Annotated in this window: 24 protein-coding genes; 21 read left to right on the top strand and 3 right to left on the bottom strand. The window is 44.9% G+C overall.

Going from position 1 to position 25237, the window contains the following annotated elements; translation table 11 throughout:
- The first annotated feature begins 91 nt into the window (after positions 1-91).
- From MHI52_RS21945 to MHI52_RS21935, 3 genes are all read left to right on the top strand, one after another.
- Complete coding sequence (locus tag MHI52_RS21945; protein ID WP_051447378.1) at positions 92-727, top strand: helix-hairpin-helix domain-containing protein; 636 nt, start codon at positions 92-94, stop codon at positions 725-727.
- Positions 728-766: 39 nt separating this feature from the next.
- Positions 767-1285 carry a cytidine/deoxycytidylate deaminase family protein gene (locus MHI52_RS21940; protein WP_017687196.1) on the top strand — a complete coding sequence of 173 codons (519 nt, stop codon included), beginning with the start codon at positions 767-769 and terminating at the stop codon, positions 1283-1285.
- A 102-nt stretch (positions 1286-1387) separates the two neighbouring features.
- The gene (locus tag MHI52_RS21935; RefSeq protein WP_405157624.1) at positions 1388-4258 is read left to right on the top strand and encodes a ComEC/Rec2 family competence protein; all 2871 of its coding nucleotides are present in this window, start codon (positions 1388-1390) and stop codon (positions 4256-4258) included.
- Positions 4259-4273: 15 nt separating this feature from the next.
- On the opposite strand, the gene MHI52_RS21930 is transcribed toward MHI52_RS21935, so the two are convergent.
- Positions 4274-4726: a hypothetical protein gene (locus MHI52_RS21930; protein WP_405157623.1), complete on the bottom strand. Its 453-nt coding sequence runs from the start codon at positions 4724-4726 to the stop codon at positions 4274-4276.
- Between the two features lie 791 nt (positions 4727-5517).
- Between MHI52_RS21930 and MHI52_RS21925 the strand changes: the two genes are divergently transcribed.
- From MHI52_RS21925 to MHI52_RS21900, 6 genes are all read left to right on the top strand, one after another.
- Positions 5518-6030 carry an RNA polymerase sigma factor gene (locus MHI52_RS21925; protein ID WP_036668553.1) on the top strand — a complete coding sequence of 171 codons (513 nt, stop codon included), beginning with the start codon at positions 5518-5520 and terminating at the stop codon, positions 6028-6030.
- Positions 6027-6917 carry a DUF3298 and DUF4163 domain-containing protein gene (locus tag MHI52_RS21920; protein WP_036668554.1) on the top strand — a complete coding sequence of 297 codons (891 nt, stop codon included), beginning with the start codon at positions 6027-6029 and terminating at the stop codon, positions 6915-6917. Before MHI52_RS21925 ends, MHI52_RS21920 begins: the two co-directional genes overlap by 4 nt.
- 171 nt (positions 6918-7088) lie before the next feature.
- Entirely contained in the window at positions 7089-7865 is a 777-nt protein-coding gene (locus tag MHI52_RS21915) for a DUF3298 and DUF4163 domain-containing protein (RefSeq protein WP_051447377.1), read from the top strand.
- 216 nt (positions 7866-8081) lie between these two features.
- Positions 8082-8264, top strand: coding sequence for a hypothetical protein (locus tag MHI52_RS21910; protein ID WP_307720249.1), 183 nt, complete (start codon positions 8082-8084; stop codon positions 8262-8264).
- Positions 8265-8388: 124 nt separating this feature from the next.
- Positions 8389-9249 (top strand): RsiV family protein, encoded by an 861-nt coding sequence (locus MHI52_RS21905; RefSeq protein WP_405157622.1) that lies wholly within the window; start codon positions 8389-8391, stop codon positions 9247-9249.
- Complete coding sequence (locus MHI52_RS21900; RefSeq protein WP_405157621.1) at positions 9230-9925, top strand: polysaccharide deacetylase family protein; 696 nt, start codon at positions 9230-9232, stop codon at positions 9923-9925. The genes MHI52_RS21905 and MHI52_RS21900 overlap by 20 nt, the downstream gene beginning before the upstream one ends.
- Before the next feature lie 240 nt (positions 9926-10165).
- On the opposite strand, the gene MHI52_RS21895 is transcribed toward MHI52_RS21900, so the two are convergent.
- A complete protein-coding gene (locus tag MHI52_RS21895) occupies positions 10166-10468 on the bottom strand; it encodes a hypothetical protein (RefSeq protein ID WP_017687204.1) in 303 nt (100 codons plus the stop codon).
- A 351-nt stretch (positions 10469-10819) separates the two neighbouring features.
- On the opposite strand from MHI52_RS21895, the gene MHI52_RS21890 reads away from it, so the two are divergent.
- The 3 genes from MHI52_RS21890 (at position 10820) to holA (ending at position 13933) form a co-directional block, all read left to right on the top strand.
- Entirely contained in the window at positions 10820-11368 is a 549-nt protein-coding gene (locus MHI52_RS21890) for an RNA polymerase sigma factor (RefSeq protein WP_017687205.1), read from the top strand.
- A complete protein-coding gene (locus MHI52_RS21885) occupies positions 11365-12660 on the top strand; it encodes a zf-HC2 domain-containing protein (protein ID WP_405157620.1) in 1296 nt (431 codons plus the stop codon). Before MHI52_RS21890 ends, MHI52_RS21885 begins: the two co-directional genes overlap by 4 nt.
- Before the next feature lie 256 nt (positions 12661-12916).
- Entirely contained in the window at positions 12917-13933 is a 1017-nt protein-coding gene (holA, locus tag MHI52_RS21880; RefSeq protein WP_036668560.1) for a DNA polymerase III subunit delta, read from the top strand.
- A 188-nt stretch (positions 13934-14121) separates the two neighbouring features.
- Here the strand turns inward: holA and rpsT are convergent, their stop codons facing one another.
- Positions 14122-14394, bottom strand: coding sequence for a 30S ribosomal protein S20 (gene rpsT / locus MHI52_RS21875; RefSeq protein WP_024628504.1), 273 nt, complete (start codon positions 14392-14394; stop codon positions 14122-14124).
- A gap of 175 nt (positions 14395-14569) precedes the next feature.
- On the opposite strand from rpsT, the gene gpr reads away from it, so the two are divergent.
- From gpr to dnaK, 9 genes are all read left to right on the top strand, one after another.
- The gene (gpr, locus tag MHI52_RS21870) at positions 14570-15571 is read left to right on the top strand and encodes a GPR endopeptidase (RefSeq protein WP_036615103.1); all 1002 of its coding nucleotides are present in this window, start codon (positions 14570-14572) and stop codon (positions 15569-15571) included.
- 145 nt (positions 15572-15716) lie between these two features.
- The gene (locus MHI52_RS21865) at positions 15717-17012 is read left to right on the top strand and encodes a stage II sporulation protein P (RefSeq protein ID WP_405157619.1); all 1296 of its coding nucleotides are present in this window, start codon (positions 15717-15719) and stop codon (positions 17010-17012) included.
- A gap of 54 nt (positions 17013-17066) precedes the next feature.
- A complete protein-coding gene (locus MHI52_RS21860; RefSeq protein WP_036615099.1) occupies positions 17067-17426 on the top strand; it encodes a hypothetical protein in 360 nt (119 codons plus the stop codon).
- A gap of 145 nt (positions 17427-17571) precedes the next feature.
- Positions 17572-19386 (top strand): translation elongation factor 4, encoded by a 1815-nt coding sequence (gene lepA / locus MHI52_RS21855; protein WP_036615097.1) that lies wholly within the window; start codon positions 17572-17574, stop codon positions 19384-19386.
- 153 nt (positions 19387-19539) lie between these two features.
- Positions 19540-20724, top strand: coding sequence for a radical SAM family heme chaperone HemW (gene hemW, locus MHI52_RS21850; RefSeq protein ID WP_036668565.1), 1185 nt, complete (start codon positions 19540-19542; stop codon positions 20722-20724).
- Positions 20725-20842: 118 nt separating this feature from the next.
- Positions 20843-21313 (top strand): N-acetyltransferase, encoded by a 471-nt coding sequence (locus MHI52_RS21845; RefSeq protein WP_017687214.1) that lies wholly within the window; start codon positions 20843-20845, stop codon positions 21311-21313.
- A gap of 254 nt (positions 21314-21567) precedes the next feature.
- Positions 21568-22599 carry a heat-inducible transcriptional repressor HrcA gene (gene hrcA / locus MHI52_RS21840; RefSeq protein WP_036615092.1) on the top strand — a complete coding sequence of 344 codons (1032 nt, stop codon included), beginning with the start codon at positions 21568-21570 and terminating at the stop codon, positions 22597-22599.
- Between the two features lie 44 nt (positions 22600-22643).
- On the top strand, positions 22644-23207 hold the full coding sequence (gene grpE, locus MHI52_RS21835) for a nucleotide exchange factor GrpE (RefSeq protein ID WP_036668567.1): 564 nt from the start codon (positions 22644-22646) through the stop codon (positions 23205-23207).
- Between the two features lie 161 nt (positions 23208-23368).
- On the top strand, positions 23369-25213 hold the full coding sequence (gene dnaK / locus MHI52_RS21830; protein ID WP_047843796.1) for a molecular chaperone DnaK: 1845 nt from the start codon (positions 23369-23371) through the stop codon (positions 25211-25213).
- The last annotated feature ends 24 nt before the right edge of the window (positions 25214-25237 follow it).

Below are 25237 nucleotides of genomic sequence, written 5' to 3'. Positions count from 1 at the left end.
ACAACTTGTTTCATCAGGAAAGTTCAACGGTTCGGAAGCACCGCCCGTGTTCGAAATGAATGATTTTGAATTCAGGGAGAGGTGTGGAAGAATGAGATGGAACAAAGGGATGACCATTGCTGCTGCGGTGGTTGGAAGTATACTTATATTATGGTCGGGCAAAAGTGAACAACCACCTAGTGGCTGGGAACCCTTGCAGCTCGGCACCGAGAAGCCGACGATAGAGCAGGAACTCCCTGTTGTACAGTCGGCTACTTCGGTTCAGGGCAATACAGGAGCATCTTCGGGAGCGGATGCAAGTGGGATGCAGACTGGGAATGAGACAAAGGCAGAAGAGTCTAAAGGGCTTGCGAGCATTGGGGTTGAAGGTGAATCAGTTGTTCAAACTACAAGTCAGACGAATGATAATCCACCGGACACCTCAAATTCGATTGAACCAGTTACGCAAAGTACGAAATCGAATCCTTCGGTTACCTCCGAGACGGGCTCGAACAGTAATCCACCTGTAGTTCGTGAGGAAGCTAGCGACAATGGCAAGATTGATGTGAATACCGCTCCTGTCTCCAAGCTTATAGAGCTTCCCGGAATCGGAGAGAAGAAAGCTCAAGCTATTGTGGACTATCGGAATGCACACGGTCCTTTTGCGAAAGTTAGTGATCTGACAAAGGTCAAAGGAATTGGGATGAAGATGCTGGAGAAGATGGCGCCGTATGTGCAGATCCGGTAATATTAGAATGAAAAATGTGTTGAGCGGGAGGAATGCAACATGAGTACTGAGGTACGCAAGGACTGGGATACGTATTTTATGGACATCGCGTATATGGTTTCCACCCGTTCCCGCTGTTCGCGTCGTCATGTGGGTGCCGTTCTTGTTCAGGGAAAGAAACTGCTGGGAACAGCCTATAATGGTGCACCCACCGGCGTCCCGGATTGTTCTGAAGCAGGTTGCATGATATCGGAAGAGTATGAGTTGGTCGTGACCGATGGGCAAGAAGAAATGGTGAAAAAGCAAAGATGCATTCGCACAATTCATGCGGAGCAAAATTTGCTTTTATTCACAGATCGAATCGACCGCGAAGGCTCGTCCGTGTATGTGACCGACGAACCGTGCTGGACATGTGCCAATATGCTGGCGAATAGCGGGATTACAGAAATCGTGTTTCATCGTTCTTATCCTAAAGATACCGGCAAGGTTACCAATATGATGGAACAGAAGGGCATAACGTTCCGTAGGCTGGAGAATTACCAGCCCCCGCGGGAAACGATGATGACTGTGAGCAATTAATGTGAATATGGTCGAATATGTGAGGGAGAACCTCCGGAAAGCCTGAATTGGCTTTCCGGGGGTTTTTCTGCGTTCAACGGGTGAAATGAAGGAGGGGGAGAAATGAAAGGCAGACCGTTATTAAGTTTTACGATTTGTTGGTTGTGCGGGAGCGGGATAGCATGTGCGTTAACAGGCTGGGCGTTAATCTGGGGGTTAATTGGAGCTCTGGCATGTTTACCACTTTTACTTCGTTTTATGGATGTGCGTGGATGGTCTGTTTTATTTTTACTTGCTGCCTTTATTGGAGGTGTTGCACATTGGGAGTGGAATGACGCACGCAATCATAGTAGTCTGCCGGAGACCATGCATATCGCTACTCATGAGTTGGACGGATGGTCAGCTGAAATTCAGGGTGAGCTGGTGTCAGATGTACGTATTGATGGAGATCGGGCTGACTTTAAGATACAGATGTCTTCAATATTGCCAACATTGGATTCGTTAGCAGATACAGATCTGGCAACAGTATTATCTGCATTCAACATAGATGAACAATTGATGGTACAAGTCAGACTGTTGGAGGAAGAAGAACAACAGATAGCAGCGGGCTGGAAGAGGGGCGATTTGATTACGCTTAATGGTTCTTTTGTCCTTCCTGGTGAAGCTAGGAACTTTGGCGGATTTGATTATCGCAGTTACTTGCGTACCCTGCATATCCACTGGTTGTTCAAAGTGAAAGGAGCCAGTTCGGTAACAGCAGTTGCTCCTGAGGGACTTGGACAATATAACATACTAAGGTGGACGGATTGGACTAGGCATAAGTTGGGCTCGGCGGTTGAGCAGTTATTTCCAGAGCCTCATGCTGGATATATGAAGGGTCTTATTATCGGGATGGCTACTGATATCGATCCAGGTACCTATGGTCAGTTTTCACAACTCGGTCTAACGCATATCCTGGCAATCTCCGGAACCCATGTCGCTGTATATGTTGCTTCGTTGCTTCTCATTCTATCTTGGCTAAGGCTTACCAGAGAGACGGCACTCACGATTGTTCTGATCCTGGTGCCAGCTTATGTACTGTTATCCGGAGGTTCACCTTCAGTGATTCGGGCAGGAATGATGTCCATGATTGGGTTGTATATGGCACGTCGTGGTCTCGCCAGAGACGGTCTTCAGATGATCAGTGCAGCAGCGTTGCTGATGATGTGGTGGGACCCGTACTTTTTGCTAAGCGTGAGCTTCCAGTTATCCTTTCTAGTGACCGCAGGTTTGATGATCTATATGCCATTGATTAACCGGCTGTTCAGCGGCTGGCCGAAATCTCTGGCTGCAACGGCATCCGTGACCGTGACCGCTCAGTTGATTTCGTTCCCAGTAACCATTCTGTATTTCAATCAGTTCTCATTACTCTCATTTGTGGCCAACTTTCTGCTGGTTTCTTTGATTAGTGCCATTGTATTACCTCTGGGGACGGTCGCCATGTTACTGTCATTCATATGGGTTCCCTTGGCGAAACCTCTCGCATGGATTGCGATGCAACTGAATCAACTGACATTTATAAGCGTGGAGTGGATGAACAGCCTGCCAGGTTTTGTGTTGATCTGGGCAACACCGCCCTTGTTATGGATTGCCGCATATTATGCTGTGTTGTATGCCTTACTCTATCTGTTGCATCGTGGCAATGGTGAGCAGCAAGAAACAGCGTTTGTTGAGGAAGAGACGGCTCCTCTTGTGAGGGGACAACCTTCAGTTTCAATGGCGAATATGGGCATTCGCTCTTCGATGTCTACCGTGTTACAGGATCAAGGTAAGAACCGTGTAGATGGAAAAGAAACTTCATTAACGACATTAGGAGCCAGTATTGCCTGGCCGGAATATACAAGTGCATTTACTACACGAGGTGCAGGTTATTATTCAAATGAACGAATGAGTAAAGCTCAGCAATGGTTGTGCGGGTTGCTCGCAATCAGCTTTATTGCTGGATTATGGTGGGCATATCAGACTCCCAAGCCTGCTGGAACCGGCATCGTGCAGTTTTTGGATATTGGTCAGGGAGACAGTACATTGATTACAACCCCGGAAGGCAAACACATTCTGGTGGATGGCGGGGGAACGGTTAGTTTTGGGAACAACGAACAATCTTGGAAAACAAGACGTGATCCGTATGAGGTGGGAGCCAAGGTCGTTGTTCCTCTATTGAAAAAAAGAGGTATCCATCAACTGGATGCTGTAATTGTCACGCATGCTGACCAGGATCATGCCGGAGGACTACAGGCTGTGCTGGAACAGATTCCAGTTAAACGTTTCATGTTTAATGGAACGACCAGCGGTAAGGATAACTTTGATAAGTTGCTGAATACAGCCATGGAACGGAAAATCCCTCTATACGCCATTCGGCAGGGTATGTCCTATAAGGCTGATAAAGAGACAATTTTACATTTTATAGCTCCGGATCTGGCACATATGGATGTAAATGCATCAGGCAATTTACCAGTGTCTGAACACCAGAATCATGATTCCGTTGTCTTTTTGCTGGAAATGGCCGGGGCTTCCATGTTGTTCACCGGAGATATGGATGCGGCAGCCGAGCAGGACCTGCTCTATATGATTCAGGATGGCTCATTGGCTGCCCAGTTTGAACAGAAAGGTGCAGATATTGGAGTTACAGAGGGAGTTGTACAAAGGATACTTACCCGCCCGCTGCAGGTTGATTCAAAAGATGCTTCAGCATCTGTCTCCATTGATGTTCTAAAGGTCGCTCATCATGGGAGTAAAACGTCGTCAACCGAAGCCTGGCTCCAATACTGGAATGCCAAAACCGCGGTCATATCTGCCGGTGTTAACAATACATATGGGCACCCCAATCCGGGAGTGATGGAACGTCTGGAGGCTAACGGGTCAGATATTTATCGGACAGATCAGATGGGTGAGGTCCAGATGAGAGTGAAAGATGGGAAGATTGATGTTCGTTATAAGTTGGTTGGGATTGAGTGACGGCACGCAATCTATTTATCGGTGTGAAGATAAGTGAAGAAAACTCCGATTTAATACCAACTGAAAGGTTAAAAAGACAATAGAACATACAACAATGTGGATAGTCTGAGCGGAAAAAGTAGTGAAGTTAAGTGTAAATATCGAGTAGATGATCCCACCTGTGAAGCCTAATAGAACATATGCGGCAATAGCAACAAGCAATATCATATACGTATTATCTTTTTTTCTGTATAAAAGTAGTCCATCCACCAATATAGAAAGTGGCGTAAGTAAGAAAAGTAATATAGCGAGGTTAATCAATAATCCAACCGCAAATGTATACCCGAATGAATAATAGTAAGTATTCTCTAATCTTTCATCTATAGGGACATAGTGATATATCCCCATTGCAAGTGAAATGAACACTGCAGTTAATACAGCTGCAACTATTTTTCCGCGCGGCCTATTGATTCTATGGTTTTTTGTCATTCGAAAATTGACCTCCCTAAATAACTATATTCAATAAGAGATAGGCTAAGGCGTTACTATATTTTAACATACAGAGGTTGAGGAAAAGTGGGAATTAGAGAAAGAAAGTACTTAGTTGACCTATAAAAGAAAGAAGTCGTTTCGCTGCGAACGACTTTTTTCTTAATCTCATGGTGGTGACATATATTTTTTGGTAGTGGCAGGGTAGGAAATGAGGAAGGGGATGCCCATTTATTATTGCATTTGGACGGTTCAAGTTACTGAGTATCATTTGATAACTAACAAAATTCAAGAACTTATTGAAGCGGTCATAATTGAACACGTCGCAACTTTTGAAATGGATATTCCTTCTATTGAAATTCGCGGCCAGCGCGAAGCAAATTAATTCAATGCGCGTGGTTCCACCGGCACAGATCAGAAGGAGACGGATTAAAAATATGAAATATCGTTAATATAGAAAGCCTACAACGACAAAGGCGCTACAGACTACCAAATGACTTTCGGTTCCGAGTGATACATTGTTTTTTCGGAAAGAAACCTTCAAAAGTTTCAAATGAATTCGGTCATCGGTAGTAGACTGGTATTTGGCAAGCAAAGGAAGGGAAGATTATTTTTAAAAGGACGAGGTGCATTTAATAGAGGCGCCGAGGTTTACGTTGACCTGCTTGTGAGGGCCTTGAACGGTTTGCAGAAGTAAAAAAAATTTTCGGATGCGAAAACTTTTTGGGAACCCGTAAACGTCTTACTTCTTGTTACGACAAAAGATTTATATAGAAAAGGAATAATCGACCATGTTCAATAGAAAAACTGAAAAAATTCTTACACACTGTATTACCGAGCATAAAGAGAACGTATACCGACTTGCTTATAGCTATGTCAAAAATAAGGATGATGCCCTGGATATCGTACAAGACTCCATATACAAAGCGATGACGAATCTCGAACGTTTGAAAAACCCAGACGCGGTTAAAAGCTGGTTTTACCGGATTGTGGTGAATACCGCCCTGGATTTTCTGCGCAGAAACAAAAAGGTTCACTCGATGGATCATGAAATGATCGAAACCTACAGCCTCGGGGCAGAAGATACGTATACGGACATTGATTTGAAGCTAACGCTCGAATCCTTGCCGGATAAGTACAAGAGCGTCATTATACTGAGATATTTTGAAGACATGAAGATCGAAGAAGTTGCTGCTGTACTGGATGAGAATGTGAATACGATTAAAACAAGGCTGTATCAGGCGCATCAGCTATTGCGAATCACAATGAATGATGAAACAACCAAAGGAGAACGAGTAAGATGAACAATAACATGGAACAGCTGCGAAAAGAATATCAAGAAATACCCATTCCAGATGAATTGGATAGCATTGTAAACCAATCGATTCATAAATTCTCTAAGGAGGGAAGGAGGGGCCGCGGCTCAAAGTACAGATGGTTAGCCGTTTCCAGTGCGGCTGCGTTCATGTTCCTTGTTGCGATCAATGTGAGCCCTCCCGTAGCGAAAGCCTTGTCATCCATACCGGGTGTGGACCGGGTTATCCAGGTGCTCACGTTCAAGGAATACGTGGTTGACGAGTCTAATTACAATGCGAATATCAAAGTGCCTTCCATTACCGATATGGAGAATGAGCAGTTGCAAAGCGGGTTGAACGAGAAATATATGAAGGAGAACAAAGCGCTTTACGAAAAGTTCCAGGCGGAAATCAGCGAATTGAAGAAGCAAGGCGGAGGCCATCTGGGACTTGATGTCGGATATGAAGTAAAGACGGACAACGACGAGATTTTATCTATACAAAGATACGTGGTCGAGACCGCCGGTTCATCCTCGGAGGAGCTTCAGTTTGATACGATCGATAAGAAAAACCAAATCCTCATAACTCTGCCGATGCTGTTCAAGGACGATCGTTATGTACGGCTCATCAGCGACAACGTTAAAGAGCAGATGCAGGGGCAAATGAAAGCGGACCCTAATAAGATTTACTGGGCTCCGGGAGCTACCGACGTGCCGGTCACCAGTGAGTTCCAGAGCATCGCGAAGGATCAAGGCTTCTATATCAACAACGACGGCAAGCTGGTGATTGCTTTCAACGAATATGACGTTGCGCCAGGCTATATGGGTTCTGTGGAATTCGTCATTCCCACGGATGTGTTGAAAGACGTTCTGATTAATAACAAATACATTAAGTAATGGAAGAGACCGGTGATGGGGTACCCCGCGCCGGTTTTTTTTTGTTAGTACTTTGGTCGAAGAGACATTGTTCTGTTTTTGATTTTCCAAAACTTTCTGAACCATCTCATGCGTCTAGCCAATGAGTGTGCGTGATTAGACACTCATACAAAGAGATGGAGGATGAAAGCTATGAAAAAGAAAACGATAAAATACATGAAGATGGGGGCCATGGGCTGTGTAGCCATGCTCGGCGTCGGCGCAGCGAGCTTATCTGCATATGCGCTGGCCTCGGCACCTGTTTCAGCGAACGTAACTGTCAGCTCTAAGGTACAAGCAACCGTCCCTTCGGCTACAGGTGTAAAAATCGTGGAGAAGGTACTGAGCACAACAAGCAAGAACCTTATTGTGAACATCAAGGTACCGCAGCTGGACGGCATGCTGGACACCAGATACCAGAATGAACTGAATGGCATCCTTTTATCCCGTGCGCAAAAGGATCTTGCTCAGTGGGAGAAGGATGCCGCAAAAACGGCCAAAAAGGCAAAAGTAAATCACCAGAAGTTCCACCCCTATGAATTTTACGTCAGCTATAAGCTAAAGTCGGACGGAACTGGAAACCCGGCAGGAGTAGTTTCGCTTGAAGTAATCACGGAAGGTTACAGGGGCGGAACAAGCATGCCCCGGATCGATACCTACAACTTGAAAAATGCCTCTGCGGCTCAGCGCGTGACACTGGAGGATCTCCTCGGTTCTAACTATAAAGAAAAGCTTGATGCAGATATTCTTGCGCAAATGAGAAAGGATCCCGATCAATACTTCCTGGAAGAATTCAAAGGGACGTTCACGGAACAGTCGTTTTATATTGAAAAAGGCGAACTGGTTATCGTCTTCCCAAAATACAGTATCGCGCCGGGATATGTGGGTTCACCGGAGTTCCGTTTCAATTTGAAGAATGCCAGCCTCTGAGGCAAAGCCGAATGACGATTATTCTGAATGTGGCATCCCGAAGACTCTCTTCTTACGGGATGCTTTTTTTTAGTTCTAAAGGTAGAAGTTCCATGAAAATGTTTTGTTCTCTTCATTGATTACATTAATTGGAGAAAACTTTTTTCACAAGCTCGGCGTCCTGCCTATGAGCGACAAATCAAAAAGGATAGGGACGAAAGCAAAATGCACGACAACATGAATCATTTCGGAAGTTTAATCCGGAACTTTGCACCGGTACGAGGCGATGGTAAACGTTATATACCAGGATTTGATGGCTTAAGGGCATTATCCGTCATGGCTGTCATGGCCTACCATCTTAATATCAAATGGGCTCAGGGGGATTTGCGTGGCTCCTCATTATCGATCTGTCGAGAGTGATGGCACTCAGTGGTGCTTTTCTGTCATCGATGTTTTATGTGAATAACTGGTGGTTGATTTTTCATCAGGTATCGTACAATGACTTGCAGTTTTATGACTAGAATAAAGATAAGGATGATTTGAAATGAACAAAAGGAAGAAAACACGGTGGCCCGTTTGGCTGGTTGGATTTATTGTATTAGCTGGCGGGATTCTAGGAATCAATCTAATGGTGCAAAATGTTCTAGCTGGGAACCACAGCGTTACAGAGAACGTTGAAGTGTCGCCCAGTGCATACCCAGGCCTAAATATCGAAACAAGGACGAAGAATACGAAGCATTATATACTGTCGATTAGCAACGTTCTCTCAAACAGCAAGGAGATTAATACTCCTATTCAGACGTGGGTCAATGATCAGGAAAAGAAATTCTTAGCCCAGGTTGGGACCGGTGCAAAAACGCTTCAAGGCGATCATCGTGCTGAATTGAATATTACAGTAGATACGAATAAAATTAATGACCATTTATATAGTTTAGTGTTCACTTCCTATCAAATCACCACAGGCGGTGCTAATGGACAATCGATAATAAAATCTTTTAATATCGACACAGCTGAAAATAAAATATTGAATTTATCTGATATCATGACTTATGACAAAGCAGCTGTTAACCATATTATGTCCATCGTGAAGGAAGAATTGAAGAAACAGAAAAACGTTCACTCTTATGTATTCGAAGCAGAACTTCAAAAATCTATAAAAAATCCATCTGGATGGAAATGGTCCATAGGTAACGGGGTCTTTACTTTATACTTTAATAAATACGAGATCGCTGCTGGTGCAGCCGGAACGGTCCAAGTGAACATTCCACTGAAATCCTTGCATTCCTACTTGAAGAAGGACCTTACTAAAAAATGGAATATTACTTATGGAAATAACGATGAACCAAAAGGGAAGAGGCCAACTCAGGAAATCCTTGCATTCCTACTTGAAGAAGGACCTTACTAAAAAATGGAATATTACTTATGGAAATAACGATGAACCAAAAGGGAAGAGGCCAACTCAGCCTCCGCTTGATCCTAAAGGGAAATATGTGGCTCTTACCTTTGATGATGGGCCTCACCCAAAGGTGACACCTAGAGTTCTAAAGACTTTGAAGGAGTACAACGCGAAGGCTACTTTCTTCATGCTGGGCGTACAAGTAGAGTATTATCCTGATATGGCTAAAAAGGTTGCTAAGGCCGGCCACGAGATCGGCAATCACTCCAAGAGTCATCCAAATCTTGCGAATATGAGCCTGAGTGAGGTGCGCAAACAAATCATAGAATCATCGGACCGAATCGAGGATGCGACTGGGGAAAAACCAACCCTATTCCGTCCGCCTTATGGTGCTATGAATGAATCAGTCAAAAAAGTCACCAAAGAACAGAAAACACCCATTATTTTATGGTCTGTGGATTCGCTGGATTGGAAAAGCCGGAACGCTCAAGCCGTAAATAAAGAGGTTGCTAAAAACATCAGATCAGGTTCGATTGTACTTATGCATGATATTCACGCTTCTACAGCTGATGCGCTGCCCCACATGCTTAAATCACTAAAAAAGCAAGGCTACCAATTCGTAACGGTGTCTCAGTTGTTGTCCTTGAATAAATCCACAGGAAATGGCCCTTATTATAATCAATAAGTTCATCACACAAAAGAGGTACAAACCTTCGTTTTTCTAAGGTTTGTACCTTTTCTATAAGAATGGATTTGTACTATCCTATATAAACCGACCTTCATTTATTTGGATTTAAAAATCATTCCTTGCTGTTTCATTTGATTGCAAGTCACAGTACAAAAAAAGCCCGCTTTCCGTTACACTCCAGGAGGGAGAATATCGGAAAACGGGCCATTTTTTCAAATTGTAGAAGAAATATAAGAACTACTCTACGCCATCCTTAAAGTGTTTGCTCCAGTGTTTGTCGCCCTTGTGCAACAGATCTTCTACCGTTTTCTCAAGAGTCATCAATAGCTGTGCTCTGACATCCAGTACGGTTTCTCTGTACAAGCGTTCTTCCGATCCAACGATTTTATCGCCGTATAATGCCTGTGCAGCTACATACTTCCGATGTTCCTCGACCAGAGTATCAATGGACTCCAATGCATGTTCAACAAAGTGGGAAATACTTTGATATTCTTTGGGCATTTGTTCTTTTAAAGCTTGAATTTTCGCAAGAGCTGGCATGCTCATCACCTCGTGTTTATGAATGTAAATTTACAATACACTATTTTCATGAAAATTGCATTAAAATCAGCTTAAATTTGGACAAATTTCGACTTTTTTTATTTTAGGAACCAAAAAAGTGCTTATCTATAATGTATGCCATTGCATTTGAATTGAGTCGTGTAAGTAATGGGATCCCTTTTGGATACGTTTGGTGACTCGTTATGCAATTTCTGTTATTCTAAGAGAAGATTTCAGCGGCCCTAATACATACGCCGTTATTTTGTTATGGCAAATTAAAAAAATACTTAACTTTGCAACAATTTTATTGATGATCACGTCTGTAAGGTTGCAGGGAGAGGGGGATCCTTTGTGGTAGAGCCGGAACTCATCAGAGCCGCTCAATCGGGCGATCGCGACGCTCTAATTACCCTATTGCGGGAGATTGAACAACATGTCTATCGGACCGCATATTACATTCTAAATAATGAACAGGACGCTTTGGATGCTGCGCAGGAAGCGTTGATCCGAATTTACACCAAAATCAATTCATACGAAGAAAAGGCCCAATTCAAAACATGGGTACAACGCATCGTCACGAACATCTGTATTGATAAATTCAGAAGAACCAAGCCGTCTGTCTCCATTGACGAACATGACATGGTTTTTCAGGATAATCAGGATGTGGAGTACGAGGTCATGTCTACATATGTGGCCCAGGACATTCAGGATGCGATCAACAAGCTTCCCGAGCATCATCGTACCGTTATTGTTCTAAGATATTTGCAGGACTTATCCTACAATGAAATTGCGGATTGTCTCGATCTTCCGTTGAATACGGTGAAATCTTATTTATTTAGAGCCAGGCAGCAATTACAGAATCTACTACAGGAATATCAGAAAGGTGGTGTGACAGGATGAAATGCGAAGAGGTGGTGGAATGGATGCACCGCTATCTGGATCATGATCTGGGCGAGGCGGAAACCGCGCAGATGCTACAGCATGTGGCAAAGTGTCCGGAGTGCGCCGAGAATTTTAGTTTACTCAGAGCTCTTTCCAGAGAACTGGAAGAATTGCCGCAAGTAAGCCCGAAATTTAGTCTGGTTGATGCGATTATGCCACAGCTTGATGCCATTGACGAAGCGCGGAAGGAACAAAGTAGCACCATACAGGAAATGAATCCTGTCCCCGCTGCATTTGAGAATTTACAACGTTCAAGTGAGCGGAAAACGAAGCAAAAATGGCTTAACTCGATGGCAGGACGTATGTCCATGGGTGCAGCGGCTGCGGCAGTTATATTGGGATTCGCCATCTGGGGAAATCCGCCTGAACAGATTGAGAATGCCGATTCCATGCTGATGAGCTCTGGAGCTTCTCAAGAGAGCGGCAATTTGGATGAGAACTCATTAAGCAAGAATATTGAAAATTATGATCCTGCCACTTCGTCCCAACCAAGCAGCAACGATGTGTTTGTGGGTCAATCGAATGATTCACCAACTAAACCAGATAACCAAGACGTAGAAACAATGCCTGAAGAGAACGGTGGAGATGAGGTACAGGAGCCTGAAGTTCAGTCAGATCCGACACCTAAACAACCGGCTACTGAATCAACGCCTGCTCCGAATAAAGGACCGCAGGATAATTCGTCCAGAACTCCTTCGACCGATAATCAGAAGAATCCGGCTCAGAACCAAGATTCTGAGCAGAGAATTCAGGAATCAGGAGATTCTCCTAAATCTTCTGCAGATGGGGAAGAGAATGGAGTAACAGAAACAGAAACAGAAACAGAAAATGGAGATGCCCAATCCTTCACTTCTCAGGATACAACACCTAATATGACTGAAGATGTTCCGGTTGAAGGTAACACTGTACCTGATTCCAGTGCAGGTGCAGACGCTTCTGGAGGGAACAAAGGATTCGCAGCAGGACCGGATCAGGGAATGACTACAACAGCAGCACCAAAAGAATGGAAGTCACCTGACGGTTCCTATGTAGTTATGCTTATTGGTGATCAAATCAGCATATACTCCAAACCTGTGAGCGAACCGGATGTTCTAAATTTGGTTGAACAACGCAGCATAGAGGGGACACTGAAGTCAGCGAGTTGGTCAAAGGATGGTACCCTTTTTAATTACGAAACGGACAAGGACGGAACAACGGCGAAGAACTCGTTTAATGTACCTGTTGTTTCAGGTGGAGCTCCTGCGAAATAATTAAAAATGGGGAGTGCGCTCCTCTAAACGAAAGAACATTTTCAGTATGACAAGCATATAGTGGAAGTAACAAAACGTCCTATCTCAGTTCAAACAACTGACGTCGTATGACCGCGCACCGGCTTTTTCTAGAACTGCTGGTGTCTGCGTTTATATAGATGTAGGACAGGGGACCTTCATCCGCAACTGGATGTAAGGTCCCTTTGTTGTCTTGCGCTTTTTCTGGTAGGATAAGAGGGATAAGGAGGCGCCGTGAATGGATGTAAAAAGTGCAACAAAGGCAATACGTAATGGAGAAACGGCACCGATCTATGTGCTGTACGGAACGGAGAAGTACCAGATACAGCAATTTACGGATATGTTAAAAGAACAGGTTATTGAAGAAGAACATCGTGATTTTGCGATTATTCCATATGATTTGTCTGAAACGGCTGTGGAGGTCGTTATTGAAGAAGCAGAGACCGTACCTTTTCTGGTTCCACGCAAATTAATTATTGTAAGGGATGCGAGCCTGTTCACCGCAGGTAAAGAATCCAAGATTGAACATCAGGTTGATCGTCTGCTTACATATATGGAAAATCCGGCAGATTACAGTACGATTGTTTTCCTGGCCCAAGGGGATAAGCTGGATGAGCGTAAGAAACTGGTGAAAGCTGTCAAGAAACAGGCAGTAGTTCTTGCTTTTGCTCCACTCAGTGGAGAAGAGCTGTTGAATTGGATAGTGAAACTTGCGAAGCAGCGGGATGTTTCCTTGGAGACGGGAGCGGCGGAAACGTTGATCAGCTATGCAGGAACAGGTCTTCAGACCCTGTCTGCTGAAGTAGACAAGTTATGTTTGTTTGCGGGTAATGGGGGGACAATCAAACGTGCTGATATTGAGTCACTGGTTGCCCGTAGTACAGAGCAGAATGTATTTTCACTAGTGGAGGAACTCGCTAATTTGCGACTGGAGAAAGCGTTGGCTCTTTTCTATGAGTTGCTGAAGCAGCGGGAAGAACCGATTAAAATTGCGGCTTTAATCGCACGCCAGTTTCGGATCATGATCCAGGTGAAAGAGTTGGGACAACAAAGTTACTCCCAGCAGCAGATTGCCAGTCAGCTTGGTTTGCATCCGTATGCTGTTAAGATTGCGGGTGAACAAGCTCGGAAATTTCAGCCGGAACGTCTGAGAATGATTTTGAGTCACCTCAGCGAACTGGATTATCAGATGAAAACAGGAGCGGTGGATAAAGTGCTTGGTCTGGAGCTGTTCTTATTGAGACTTGGTGCATGAATGGATAAGTAAACGTAATAGATTACTAGTGTGAGAAACAAACAAAGCGACCTTTGCTCCATGATCGTTAAATCATCGGAATAAAGGTCGCTTTATCTTTGTCTTATACTTATCGAATCAGATACTAAAAAATCCTGAAAGCCTATGCTGTTCAGGATTTTTCCATTGGATCGTATAAGTAACGCTTCTTACGCTTGTGCGGAAAGAGCGTTCAGTTTTTTCGCCAAGCGAGACTTTTTGCGTGCTGCAGCATTTTTATGAACCAGACCTTTAGTTACAGCCTTGTCCAGCTTTTTGGAAGCAGCTTGAATCGCAGCTTTTGCAGTATCAACTTCGTTACTTACCAGAGCAGCATCAGCAGCTTTAACAGCTGTACGGAGTGCAGACTTCTGAGAAGCGTTGAGTGCGCGGCGCTTGTCGCTCGTTTTTACGCGTTTAACAGCGGATTTGATGTTTGGCATTACATTCACCTCCTGTAAGGCATTTGCATGAATACAAACGTTTCACAACTTAAAATATTCTATCACGCTAGCATGTAAAATGCAACAGATATTCCTACGATGTTCGACATGCTGTATAAAGAAACCCTTTTTCCCACACAATATGCTCAAATGCGGTAAGGGAGGCAGGGACAGAATGACACTGGATTTGCAAAACTATACAGTTCGTACCGATTTGGCGATCGACTCCAAGGAAATGGCGCAAGGTGGACAGAAACAGACGATTCCCGGACTACAGGAAGATGTAGAGAAAAAAGAGGGCATTACGATTACACGTATTGATGTCCTGACTGAAGAAGCAGCCACGGCTATTGGTCGGGTGAAAGGTCACTATGTCACTTTGGAAGTACCTTCACTACGGAATGGTGATACCGAGTTACAGGAGCGAGTTGCTGCCGAGTTCACCCGTGAAATGGAAGATTTTATGGTTAAGGCCGGAATTAACAAAACATCCAAGGTCTTGATTGTTGGCTTGGGCAACTTAAATGTCACCCCGGATTCACTTGGTCCACTTGTTGTGGAAAATCTGATGGTGACGCGTCAGTATTTCGAATTGGTGCCAGATCAGGTTGCGCCAGGGTATCGGGAAGTCAGCGCGATTGCTCCCGGCGTGTTAGGTACAACGGGCATTGAATCCAGTGACATCGTACAGGGGATTGTAGACCGGACCAAGCCGGATGCCATTATTGCGATTGATGCGCTGGCCTCCCGTTCCTTGGAACGTGTCAATACAACGATTCAGGTAGCGGACATTGGTATTCATCCTGGTTCCGGTATTGGAAACAAACGTCGTGGCTTGACCCGTGAGATATTAGGTGTGCCTTGCATCGCCATCGGAGTACCAACCGTATGTTATGCGTCCACCATCGTGAACAATGTGATTGAGATGATGCGCTCCCACTTCCGCCAGGAAACGGATCAGACCAAACAGATCATGGGTATGCTGGACGACATCGGTGAGCAAGATCGCTTGAGTCTGGTGAAAGAGGTACTGGAGCCACTAGGTCATGACCTCATTGTTACCCCAAAGGAAATCGATGAGTTTATTGAGGGAATTGCCAATGTTATCGCTACAGGACTTAACGCCGCACTCCATGATGCCGTGAATCCAGATAACGTAGCGGCCTATACACATTAAAACTTAAAACTGCTGAGAAGAAGGTCCGAATCTATCGGACTTTCTTTTTTTGTTTTTGGAATCTTTCATTTTCCTGTTCTATCAAATTGGGCGGGCTCATAGAGTTGAAGTATAAGAGTTGTCCAGCAGGGAAGGAGACAGCAGAATGAACAAGATATTGGCCTGGAATATTGGAAAGTGGAAAAAAAGATGTCTGCACGTGCTGGCCATGGGCCGTACGTTGTTGTTGCTTATGATCATATCTGCCTTGTTTTTTGTCGTACTGGGTCTGGGGGGGATGGCAGAGAAACGTTTGAATAATTCACCCGTTTCTTCCATGAAAGGATTTGCGAGTGCCGTATCAAGCCGCTTTTTCGTCGATATGCTCGGTATGGAGATGCCCCATCTCACCCAGAAGGAACAGACGTCTGCTATATCCGGTGAAAATCTCACCTCATTTGTTTTCCAATTACTAACGAATGTAAATCCTCAAGATCCGAAGAGCCTGATTGCGAGAGAAATGCCGGGCATGGGTTCCAACCAACCTGTTCTACTCCGTCCTGGATCTGGTAACGAAAAAGCCGAGGCTCCCGAAGATTATCAGCCCGGTCCCGGTCTTACGGATACGGCTTCCGCAGGTGGAGGAAAACCCGGTAGTGAGCTGCATGTTCCACCAAGTCAGGACAATACGGATCCACCTGAGTCGAGTGAGCCTGGAGATGGAGAAGGTAAAGAAGATCCCCCAGCGAAGAATGGCGAGAAAGACAATTCAGGCTCACCGACAACAGGCAAAAAGTCAATTCTTATCTATCATTCCCATCCACGGGAAGGCTACAACCCACTGCTAGGTACGAAAAGTGATAATCCATCAACAGGCAAATCAACAGGCAATGTATTTCAAGTGGGAACCTACCTCTCAGACAGTCTGGAGAAGCTGGGAATTGGCGTAGAACACGCCAAGGATGATTACCCCACTAAAGTAAAGGACTACAACTGGAACTATTCTTATAAATACTCCCGTCAAACGGTAAAAGCGGCACTCGCTCAAAATGATGATCTGACATATCTCATAGACATTCATCGCGATTCACAGCGTCATGGCAAAACAACAACAACTATTAATGACTTGGGCTACGCCAAAGTGTACTTCATTATTGGACATGAAAATCCAAATTGGCGGCAGAATGAAGCCTTTGCAGCGAAAATTCATAAGAAACTGGAAGCCAAATATCCTGGGGTATCCCGTGGTGTGTGGGGCAAAGATGGCGGAGGAGCCAACAATGGAGAGTATAACCAAACCCTTTCACCCAACAGCATTTTGATTGAGATTGGCGGCATCGACAACACAGGAGCTGAGCTCCAACGGACATCGAAGATTCTAGCAGACATGATTGCCCAAGTGTATTGGGAAGATCAGAAGGTGGACAAAGCCAGTGCAGAAACGTCATCACAGGGTGGATAGGGACTATATATGTATGAAGAAAAAAATAGTAGAGAGTGACAGGAGGCAAAGCATATGTCCAGATTCGGTAAAAGACTGTTATCCATCGCTGTATTAATGTTGCTGGGTGTTCTGTTTGGAATGCAGCTGGCTGGCAGCAACTTTCATATGGGCAATCCATCAGGAGGCACGTCAACCGTTGTGACAACTGAGCCAACTTCATCGGTTACCGAATCTGTCCCGACTGCACCTGTCCAAAAGGAAATCAAAGAACCACCATTTGTACCTGTTCAGTCACCAAGCCAAGTGCTAGGGGCAGATCAAGATAAGGCTCCGGTTGATGTGTTGGCAGACAAAACGGCTGGATTATTGCAAAATCTCTCACACAGTGGAATCAAGTGGGTAGTCTCTCTTTTTAGCGGCGTTGCTGAATAAAATACTATAATTTTAAGGTACAATATAACCTCTGGGAGTGCATGATGACACTTTATTATAAAGTTGAGACATCACGGGATTGATGCACTGTGCTTCAACTGTTATAATGAAGTGATTGACACTAGGCTGTTTCTGGGGGTAAGGAATGACTGACATTCGGGCAAGACAACGTAAAATTCGTAACTTTTCTATTATTGCACATATAGATCACGGCAAATCAACACTTGCGGACCGGATCTTGGAGCACACAGGTGCGCTCACTTCACGTGAAATGCAGGAACAAGTTCTGGATAAAATGGACCTTGAACGTGAACGTGGAATAACGATCAAGCTACAAGCAGTAGCCTTGACTTACAAAGCGGATGATGGTGAAGAGTATTTATTGAATCTGATTGATACACCGGGACACGTAGACTTCACGTATGAAGTATCACGTAGTCTTGCTGCATGTGAAGGTGCTCTGCTGGTTGTGGATGCGGCTCAGGGAATTGAAGCCCAAACACTTGCCAACGTGTATCTGGCATTGGATAACAATCTTGAAATTTTACCGGTTATCAACAAAATTGACCTTCCGAGCGCTGATCCTGAACGGGTGAAGCAGGAAGTGGAAGATGTTATTGGTTTGGACACAAGTAATGCGGTTTTGGCTTCGGCCAAATCAGGAATCGGAATCAAAGAAATTTTGGAGCAAGTGGTGAAAAGTGTTCCGGCACCAACTGGTGATCCTGACCAGCCTTTGAAAGCGCTGATTTTTGACTCGCACTACGACCCGTACAAAGGTGTAATCGTATATGTGCGTGTTGTTGACGGCAAAATCAAATCCGGTTCCAAAATCAAAATGATGGCGACAGGTAAATCATTTGAAGTCATTGAAGTTGGAGCGTTCAAACCTCGAATGACCATCGTGGACGAGCTGAACGTCGGGGATGTTGGATTTATCGTTGCAGGTATCCGGCATGTTGGCGATACACAAGTCGGGGATACGGTAACGGATGCCAAAAATCCAACACCGGAACCTTTGCCGGGTTATCGTAAAATTAACCCAATGGTGTATTGTGGTCTCTATCCGATCGAAACATCGGACTATGTTGATCTGCGTGAAGCGTTGGAGAAATTGCAGTTGAACGATGCGTCTCTGAGCTTTGAACCGGAAACATCCAGTGCACTCGGTTTTGGATTCCGTTGCGGGTTCCTTGGACTGCTTCACATGGACGTTATCCAGGAGCGGATCGAGCGGGAGTTTAACATTCCGTTGATCACAACGGCACCAAGTGTAATCTATCACGTTACCTTAACGAATGGTGAAGTGATGAAAATCGACAACCCATCCAACTATCCTGAGGTGGGACGGATTGATTACGTCGAGGAACCATACGTCAAGGCAGATATTATCGTACCGAATGATTATGTAGGTACCATTATGGAGCTGTGTCAGACTAAACGCGGTGAATATGTAAATATGGAATATCTGGACACAACCCGGGTTACCATTACCTATGAGATTCCGTTGTCCGAGATTGTATATGACTTCTTCGACCAGTTGAAATCCGGTACCAAAGGATATGCATCCCTGGATTATGAGCTGTCCGGTTACCGTCAGTCCAATCTGGCAAAAATGGATATTGTACTCAATGGCGAACAGGTGGATGCTCTGTCCTTCATCGTTCACCGTGATCGTGCCTATAATCGCGGACGCATTGTCTGTGAGAAACTGCGCGAGCTGATTCCACGGCAAATGTTCGAGGTGCCAATTCAGGCATCTGTAGGTACCAAGGTTGTTGCTCGTGAAACGGTAAAAGCAATGCGTAAAAACGTACTTGCCAAGTGTTATGGTGGTGACATCTCGCGGAAACGGAAACTGCTTGAGAAGCAGAAGGAAGGTAAGAAGCGGATGAAGCAGGTTGGTAACGTTGAGGTGCCACAAGAGGCATTCATGGCGGTACTGAAAATTGATGACTAATAATTCAATTTCGGGTACATCACATAATGTGTGTATCGAAATTGAATTGTAGGACGTTTGCTTGCAAACATGGGTACAACACAGAATATTAAATAACTAAGCTGAAAGGGAAGCCGGATGGCTTTCCTTTTTTCAAATAGAGGGGGACTTGCCATGACATTGGCAGCACACAGCCGGAAGACAGGTGCGCCCCAAGCGGTGTATCTTCACATTCCCTTTTGCACGAATAAATGTTTTTATTGCGACTTTAACTCTTACGTTCTGAAAGATCAGCCCGTGATGCAATATCTCGAAGCGCTGGAACGAGAGATGGAACATACAGTTAAGGCCAATCCACCGGGTGAGATTAAGACCATATTTGTAGGTGGGGGTACGCCAACGGCTCTGAAACCGGATGAGATGGCAGTATTTCTTCGTTCCGTGAAGACGTATTTCCCAAACTGGGCGGACGATATTGAATTTTCAATGGAAGCCAACCCGGGAACAACAGATGCGGAGAAACTCGCTGCAATGAAAGAGGGCGGCGTTAACCGTGTCAGCTTTGGCGTACAGGCTTTTCAGAATGATCTGCTGACAGGCATTGGCCGTATTCATAATACGGATGATGTATATCGCAGTTTGGAGAATGCTCGAAAAGCAGGCTTGAATAACCTGTCCATTGACCTGATGTTTGGGTTGCCAAACCAGACCGTAGAAATGTTGAATGAGAGTATCGACAAAGCGCTGGAACTGGATCTGCCGCATTACTCCATCTACAGCCTGAAAGTGGAAGAGAATACACTTTTCCATACCCTGTATCAGAAGAACCAGTTACCACTTCCTCATGAAGATGATGAGCTGGAGATGTATCTTCTATTGATGAGACGTATGAAAGAAGCAGGTTATGGACAATACGAGATCAGTAACTTTGCCAAGCCGGGCTTCGAGAGTCGTCACAATATTACCTACTGGCGTAATGAGGACTACTACGGTCTGGGTGCAGGGGCACACGGATATGTGGGCCGCGAACGGCATATGAATATTAAAGGTATAAATCCTTATGTTGAAGCTTCACGAGCAGGGCTGCCTCGTCTGGATCATTTTGAGATTGCTCGCCCCGAAGCCATGGAAGATTATCTGATGGTTGGACTGCGAATGTTGGAGGGAGCTTCGGCCTCACGCTTTAGCGAACAGTTCGGAGAGTCCATGGAAGAAGTGTTTGCGAAGCCTTTGGGCAAAATGTTGAACGCAGGGTTGCTTGAGCGGACGGCAGACGGCTTCCGACTGAGCGAGCAGGGTATCCTGTTCGGAAATGACGTTTTTGCGGAGTTTATCGGGTCCATATCGCTGAATTCATAGCTTGAAATTCTATACGCTCTGTTGTATATTTATTCATATTGATTTTACAGAGCGTGTTAATTTAACAACTACGAAGTCAGCTTTCCTCTGGAAAGCTTGGTAATAGGAGGAGAGCAGGATGTCGGTAATATGCAGAAAAGCCGTGCCGGAAGATGTTGAACCACTGTATGAAATGATTAAGGGCTATGCAGAGCGTGGGATCATGCTTCCGCGATCACGGGAAATACTGCACCGACAGCTGGAGCACTTTGTTGTAGCCGAAGTTGATGGTGAAGTGGTGGGTTGCGGATCGCTTTGTCGTCTGGGGAATGATTTGGTGGAAGTCAGATCACTCGGTATCTCGGAAGGGCACAAAGGGCTCGGTATTGGCTCCCGATTGCTGGACCGACTTGTAGAAGAAGCGGAGAAACAACAGATTCCTAAGGTTATGGCGTTGACATATGAAGTATCCTTCTTCCTCAAAAACGGCTTTGCCGTAGTGGAAAAAGAGATTTTCCCTGAGAAAGTATGGACCGACTGTGTTCATTGCAGCAAGCAGGATTGTTGCGATGAGATCGCGGTATTAAAAGAGCTTAACGTTTCAGCATAACAACTGAATGGACTGCATGAATCGAGCCGAGTCAGCCTCTGCCCTACATGCAGTCCTTTTTTACTTCAAAGTATGTTCAATAAAGTTGTTAGGACTCGTCGACATTGGTCTATACTATAAATAGATGAGCCCACTCATCAAACTCACTTGACAATGTTCACGTCAGTTTGGTATTTTTGTATTACCGCTTAGCACTCATCTAACCGGAGTGCTAACGACATGGGACAGTACAGTCAGAAGGAGGGATACTCACCATGTTAACAGAGCGTCAACGAATGATTCTGAACGCTATAGTGGATGACTATATCCGTTCAGCTGAGCCCGTAGGGTCCCGGAGCATTTCCAAAAGGGGAGATGTTGGATACAGTCCGGCGACGATCCGTAATGAAATGGCGGACCTTGAAGATATGGGTTTCCTGGAACAGCCGCATACATCGGCAGGACGCATTCCTTCTCATAAAGGCTATCGATATTATGTCGATCATTTGGTCCCTTGGAATCAGGTGGAGCCTCAGGAGTTGGATGATCTCAAGTCGTTCTTCGCTGAAAAATTGAACGTCATGGAACAAGTTATTCAGCATGCATCCAATATTTTGTCACATATGACGAATTATACTTCGATCCTGCTTGGACCGGAAGTATTCCATACGTCCTTACGTCACTTCCAATTGCTTCCGTTGAACGAGAGTGAAGCTGTGGCAATCATCGTGACCAATACAGGTCAAGTGGAGAACAAGACGGTGCAGATTCCACCAGAAATCTCGGTAGCCGAGATGGAAAATGTGGTTCGCTTGTTAAATACCAAGCTTGTGGGCGTACCAATCTACAAATTGAAATCCCGTCTTTATACCGAACTTGGGCAAGAGATGGAACGGCATATTACACGTTACGAGGAAGTTATGCAGGTGCTGAACAGTGCCTTTGACAACGAACATGATAATCGTCTGTTCCTCAGTGGTGCCACCAATATGTTGACTCAACCGGAGTTTAAAGATATCGAAAAGGTAAAAGATATTCTTGACCTGCTGGAAGAGACACCAACACTCATGAAATTGATGATGCCCGTGCCGGGTGGATCTGGTATTCAAGTGCGAATCGGCACTGAGAATGATCATGAAGCCTTTGCCAACTGCAGCCTGATTACAGCCTCCTATTCATTGGACGGTGAGGCTTTGGGTTCGATCGGTATTCTAGGACCCACGCGGATGGATTATGCACGTGTCATTCATATTTTAAATACACTATCCCGTGACTTGACGGCGATGCTAACACATCGTTTCAAATAAGATTCGGGAATGAACCATTTCATTCGTATAAGGAGGTGAACATCTTGAAAGAGGAGCAATCATTTACAGAAGAACAAGAGGTAACAGCAACTGAGCAGGAGCCTATTAATGAAGCTGGCGCTGCAGAAGCACAAGCTGAAGAGATGGCTGGTCAGGAGCAGGATGAGCTTGCACGTCTGAAGGCAGAAGCTGAGGAGCAACAACAGCGTTATGTCCGTGCACAGGCTGATTTTGATAACTTCCGTCGTCGTACGCAGAAGGAAAAAGAAGAATTGGCTAAATACGCTTCGATGAAGCTGGTCACCGAACTGGTACCGGTTATTGATAACTTCGAGCGCGCCATGGCTACTGTACCGGAAGGAGCAGAGGTCGAATCTTTCTCCAAGGGCATCCAAATGATTTTCCGTCAATTGGAAACCGTGATGAATAATGAAGGTCTGACGGCTATGGAATCGGTAGGACAACCGTTCAATCCTGAATTCCACCAAGCAATTATGCAAGTGGAGAGCGACGAGTACGAAGAAGGTATCGTTGTTGAGGAAGTCCAAAAAGGCTACATGCTGAAAGATAAAGTGCTTCGTCCAGCTATGGTTAAAGTCAGCTCATAAATTCCTTATAGGAAGGAATGAGTCGGCTCCATGGTTGAACAATGTGGGCGAAGTTTAATATAAAGGTTTGTACACATAGAGCACGATTAGCAACATGAACATCTAAATAAGGGTCAGATCAGACCCATTCATTTTAAATTGTTGAGGGAGGAAATTTTCGGATGAGCAAAGTAATTGGTATTGACTTAGGAACAACAAACTCATGCGTAGCAGTAATGGAAGGCGGCGAGGCTGTCGTAATTCCAAATCCGGAGGGCGCACGTACAACTCCATCCGTAGTTGGTTTCAAAAAGGATGGAGAGCGCGTTGTTGGTGAAACAGCAAAACGTCAAGCCATCACCAATCCGGATCGTACTATCATGTCGATCAAACGTCACATGGGTACTTCCCACAAGGAAACGATCGATAGCAAAGACTACTCTGCACAAGAGATCTCTGCAATCATCCTGCAAAAATTGAAATCCGATGCTGAAGCTTATCTGGGTCAAACGGTAACTCAAGCAGTTATCACTGTACCAGCTTACTTCAATGACAGTCAGCGCCAAGCGACTAAAGATGCGGGTAAAATTGCAGGTTTGGAAGTTCTGCGTATCGTCAACGAGCCAACAGCAGCAGCTTTGGCATACGGTATGGAGAAATCCGAAGACCAAACGATCCTCGTATATGACCTGGGTGGCGGTACGTTCGACGTATCCATTCTTGAACTGGGTGATGGCTTCTTCGAAGTTAAAGCAACTAGCGGGGACAACAAACTAGGCGGGGATGACTTTGACCAAGTGATCATTGATTACCTCGTAAGTGAATTCAAAAAAGATCAAGGCATTGACTTGAGTAAAGATAAAGCAGCGGTTCAACGTTTGAAAGATGCAGCGGAAAAAGCGAAAAAAGAACTTTCCGGCGTATTGACTACAACGATCTCCTTGCCGTTCATCACAGTTGCTGATGGCGTTCCTCAGCATTTGGAGTTGAACCTGAGCCGTGCGAAATTTGAAGAAATCTCTGAAGGTCTGGTTGAGCGTACACTTGAACCAACTCGTCGTGCATTGAGTGATGCGGGTATGACGCCTAACGATATCGACAAGATCGTATTGGTTGGTGGTTCGACACGTATTCCAGCAGTACAAGAAGCAATCAAAAAACTGACGGGTAAAGAGCCACACAAAGGCGTTAACCCGGATGAAGTTGTAGCTTTGGGTGCTGCTGTACAAGCGGGCGTACTGACAGGTGACGTTAAAGACGTTGTATTGCTCGACGTAACGCCATTGTCCCTGGGTATCGAAACAGCGGGTGGCGTATTCACTAAAATGATCGAGCGTAACACTACGATCCCTACAAGCAAATCTCAAGTGTTCTCCACGTATGCAGACAATCAACCAAGCGTTGAGATTCATGTTCTGCAAGGTGAGCGTGAGATGGCAGCGGGTAACAAATCGCTTGGACGTTTCATGTTGGGTGATATTCCACCAGCTCCACGTGGCGTTCCACAGATCGAAGTTAGCTTCGATATTGATGCCAACGGTATCGTTAACGTATCTGCAACAGATAAAGGTACGAACAAAACTCAAAAAATCACAATCACTTCTTCCAGCGGTTTGAGCGATGCTGAAGTTGAGCAAATGATGAAAGATGCTGAGTTGCACGCTGAAGAAGATAAAAAACGCAGAGAACTCGTTGAAGCGAAAAACAGTGCAGATCAATTGATCTACTCTGTTGACAAAACGATCAAAGATCTTGGCGAAAAAGCAGATGCTGGCGAAGTTGAAAAAGCGAATGCTGCCAAAGAAAAACTGCAAGGCGTTCTGGCTTCCGACAACCTGGAAGATATCAAAGCTGCTACAGAAGAACTGACAGAGATCGTTCAACAACTGTCCGTGAAACTGTATGAGCAAGCTCAGGCGCAAGAGCAAGAAGCACAAGGTGCTGAAGAGCAACAAGGTTCTGCTAAACGTGACAACGTCGTAGACGCTGATTACGAAGTTGTGGATGAAGATAAAAAACAAAACTAATTCGTAGTTCTACGCGAATTAAAC

Origin of the sequence: Paenibacillus sp. FSL H8-0283, assembly GCF_045040675.1 — a bacterium.
In the GTDB taxonomy this organism is placed as follows: domain Bacteria; phylum Bacillota; class Bacilli; order Paenibacillales; family Paenibacillaceae; genus Paenibacillus; species Paenibacillus amylolyticus.
Note: the sequence above shows the minus strand (reverse complement) of the source record. Positions and strands in the feature narration are given on the sequence as shown.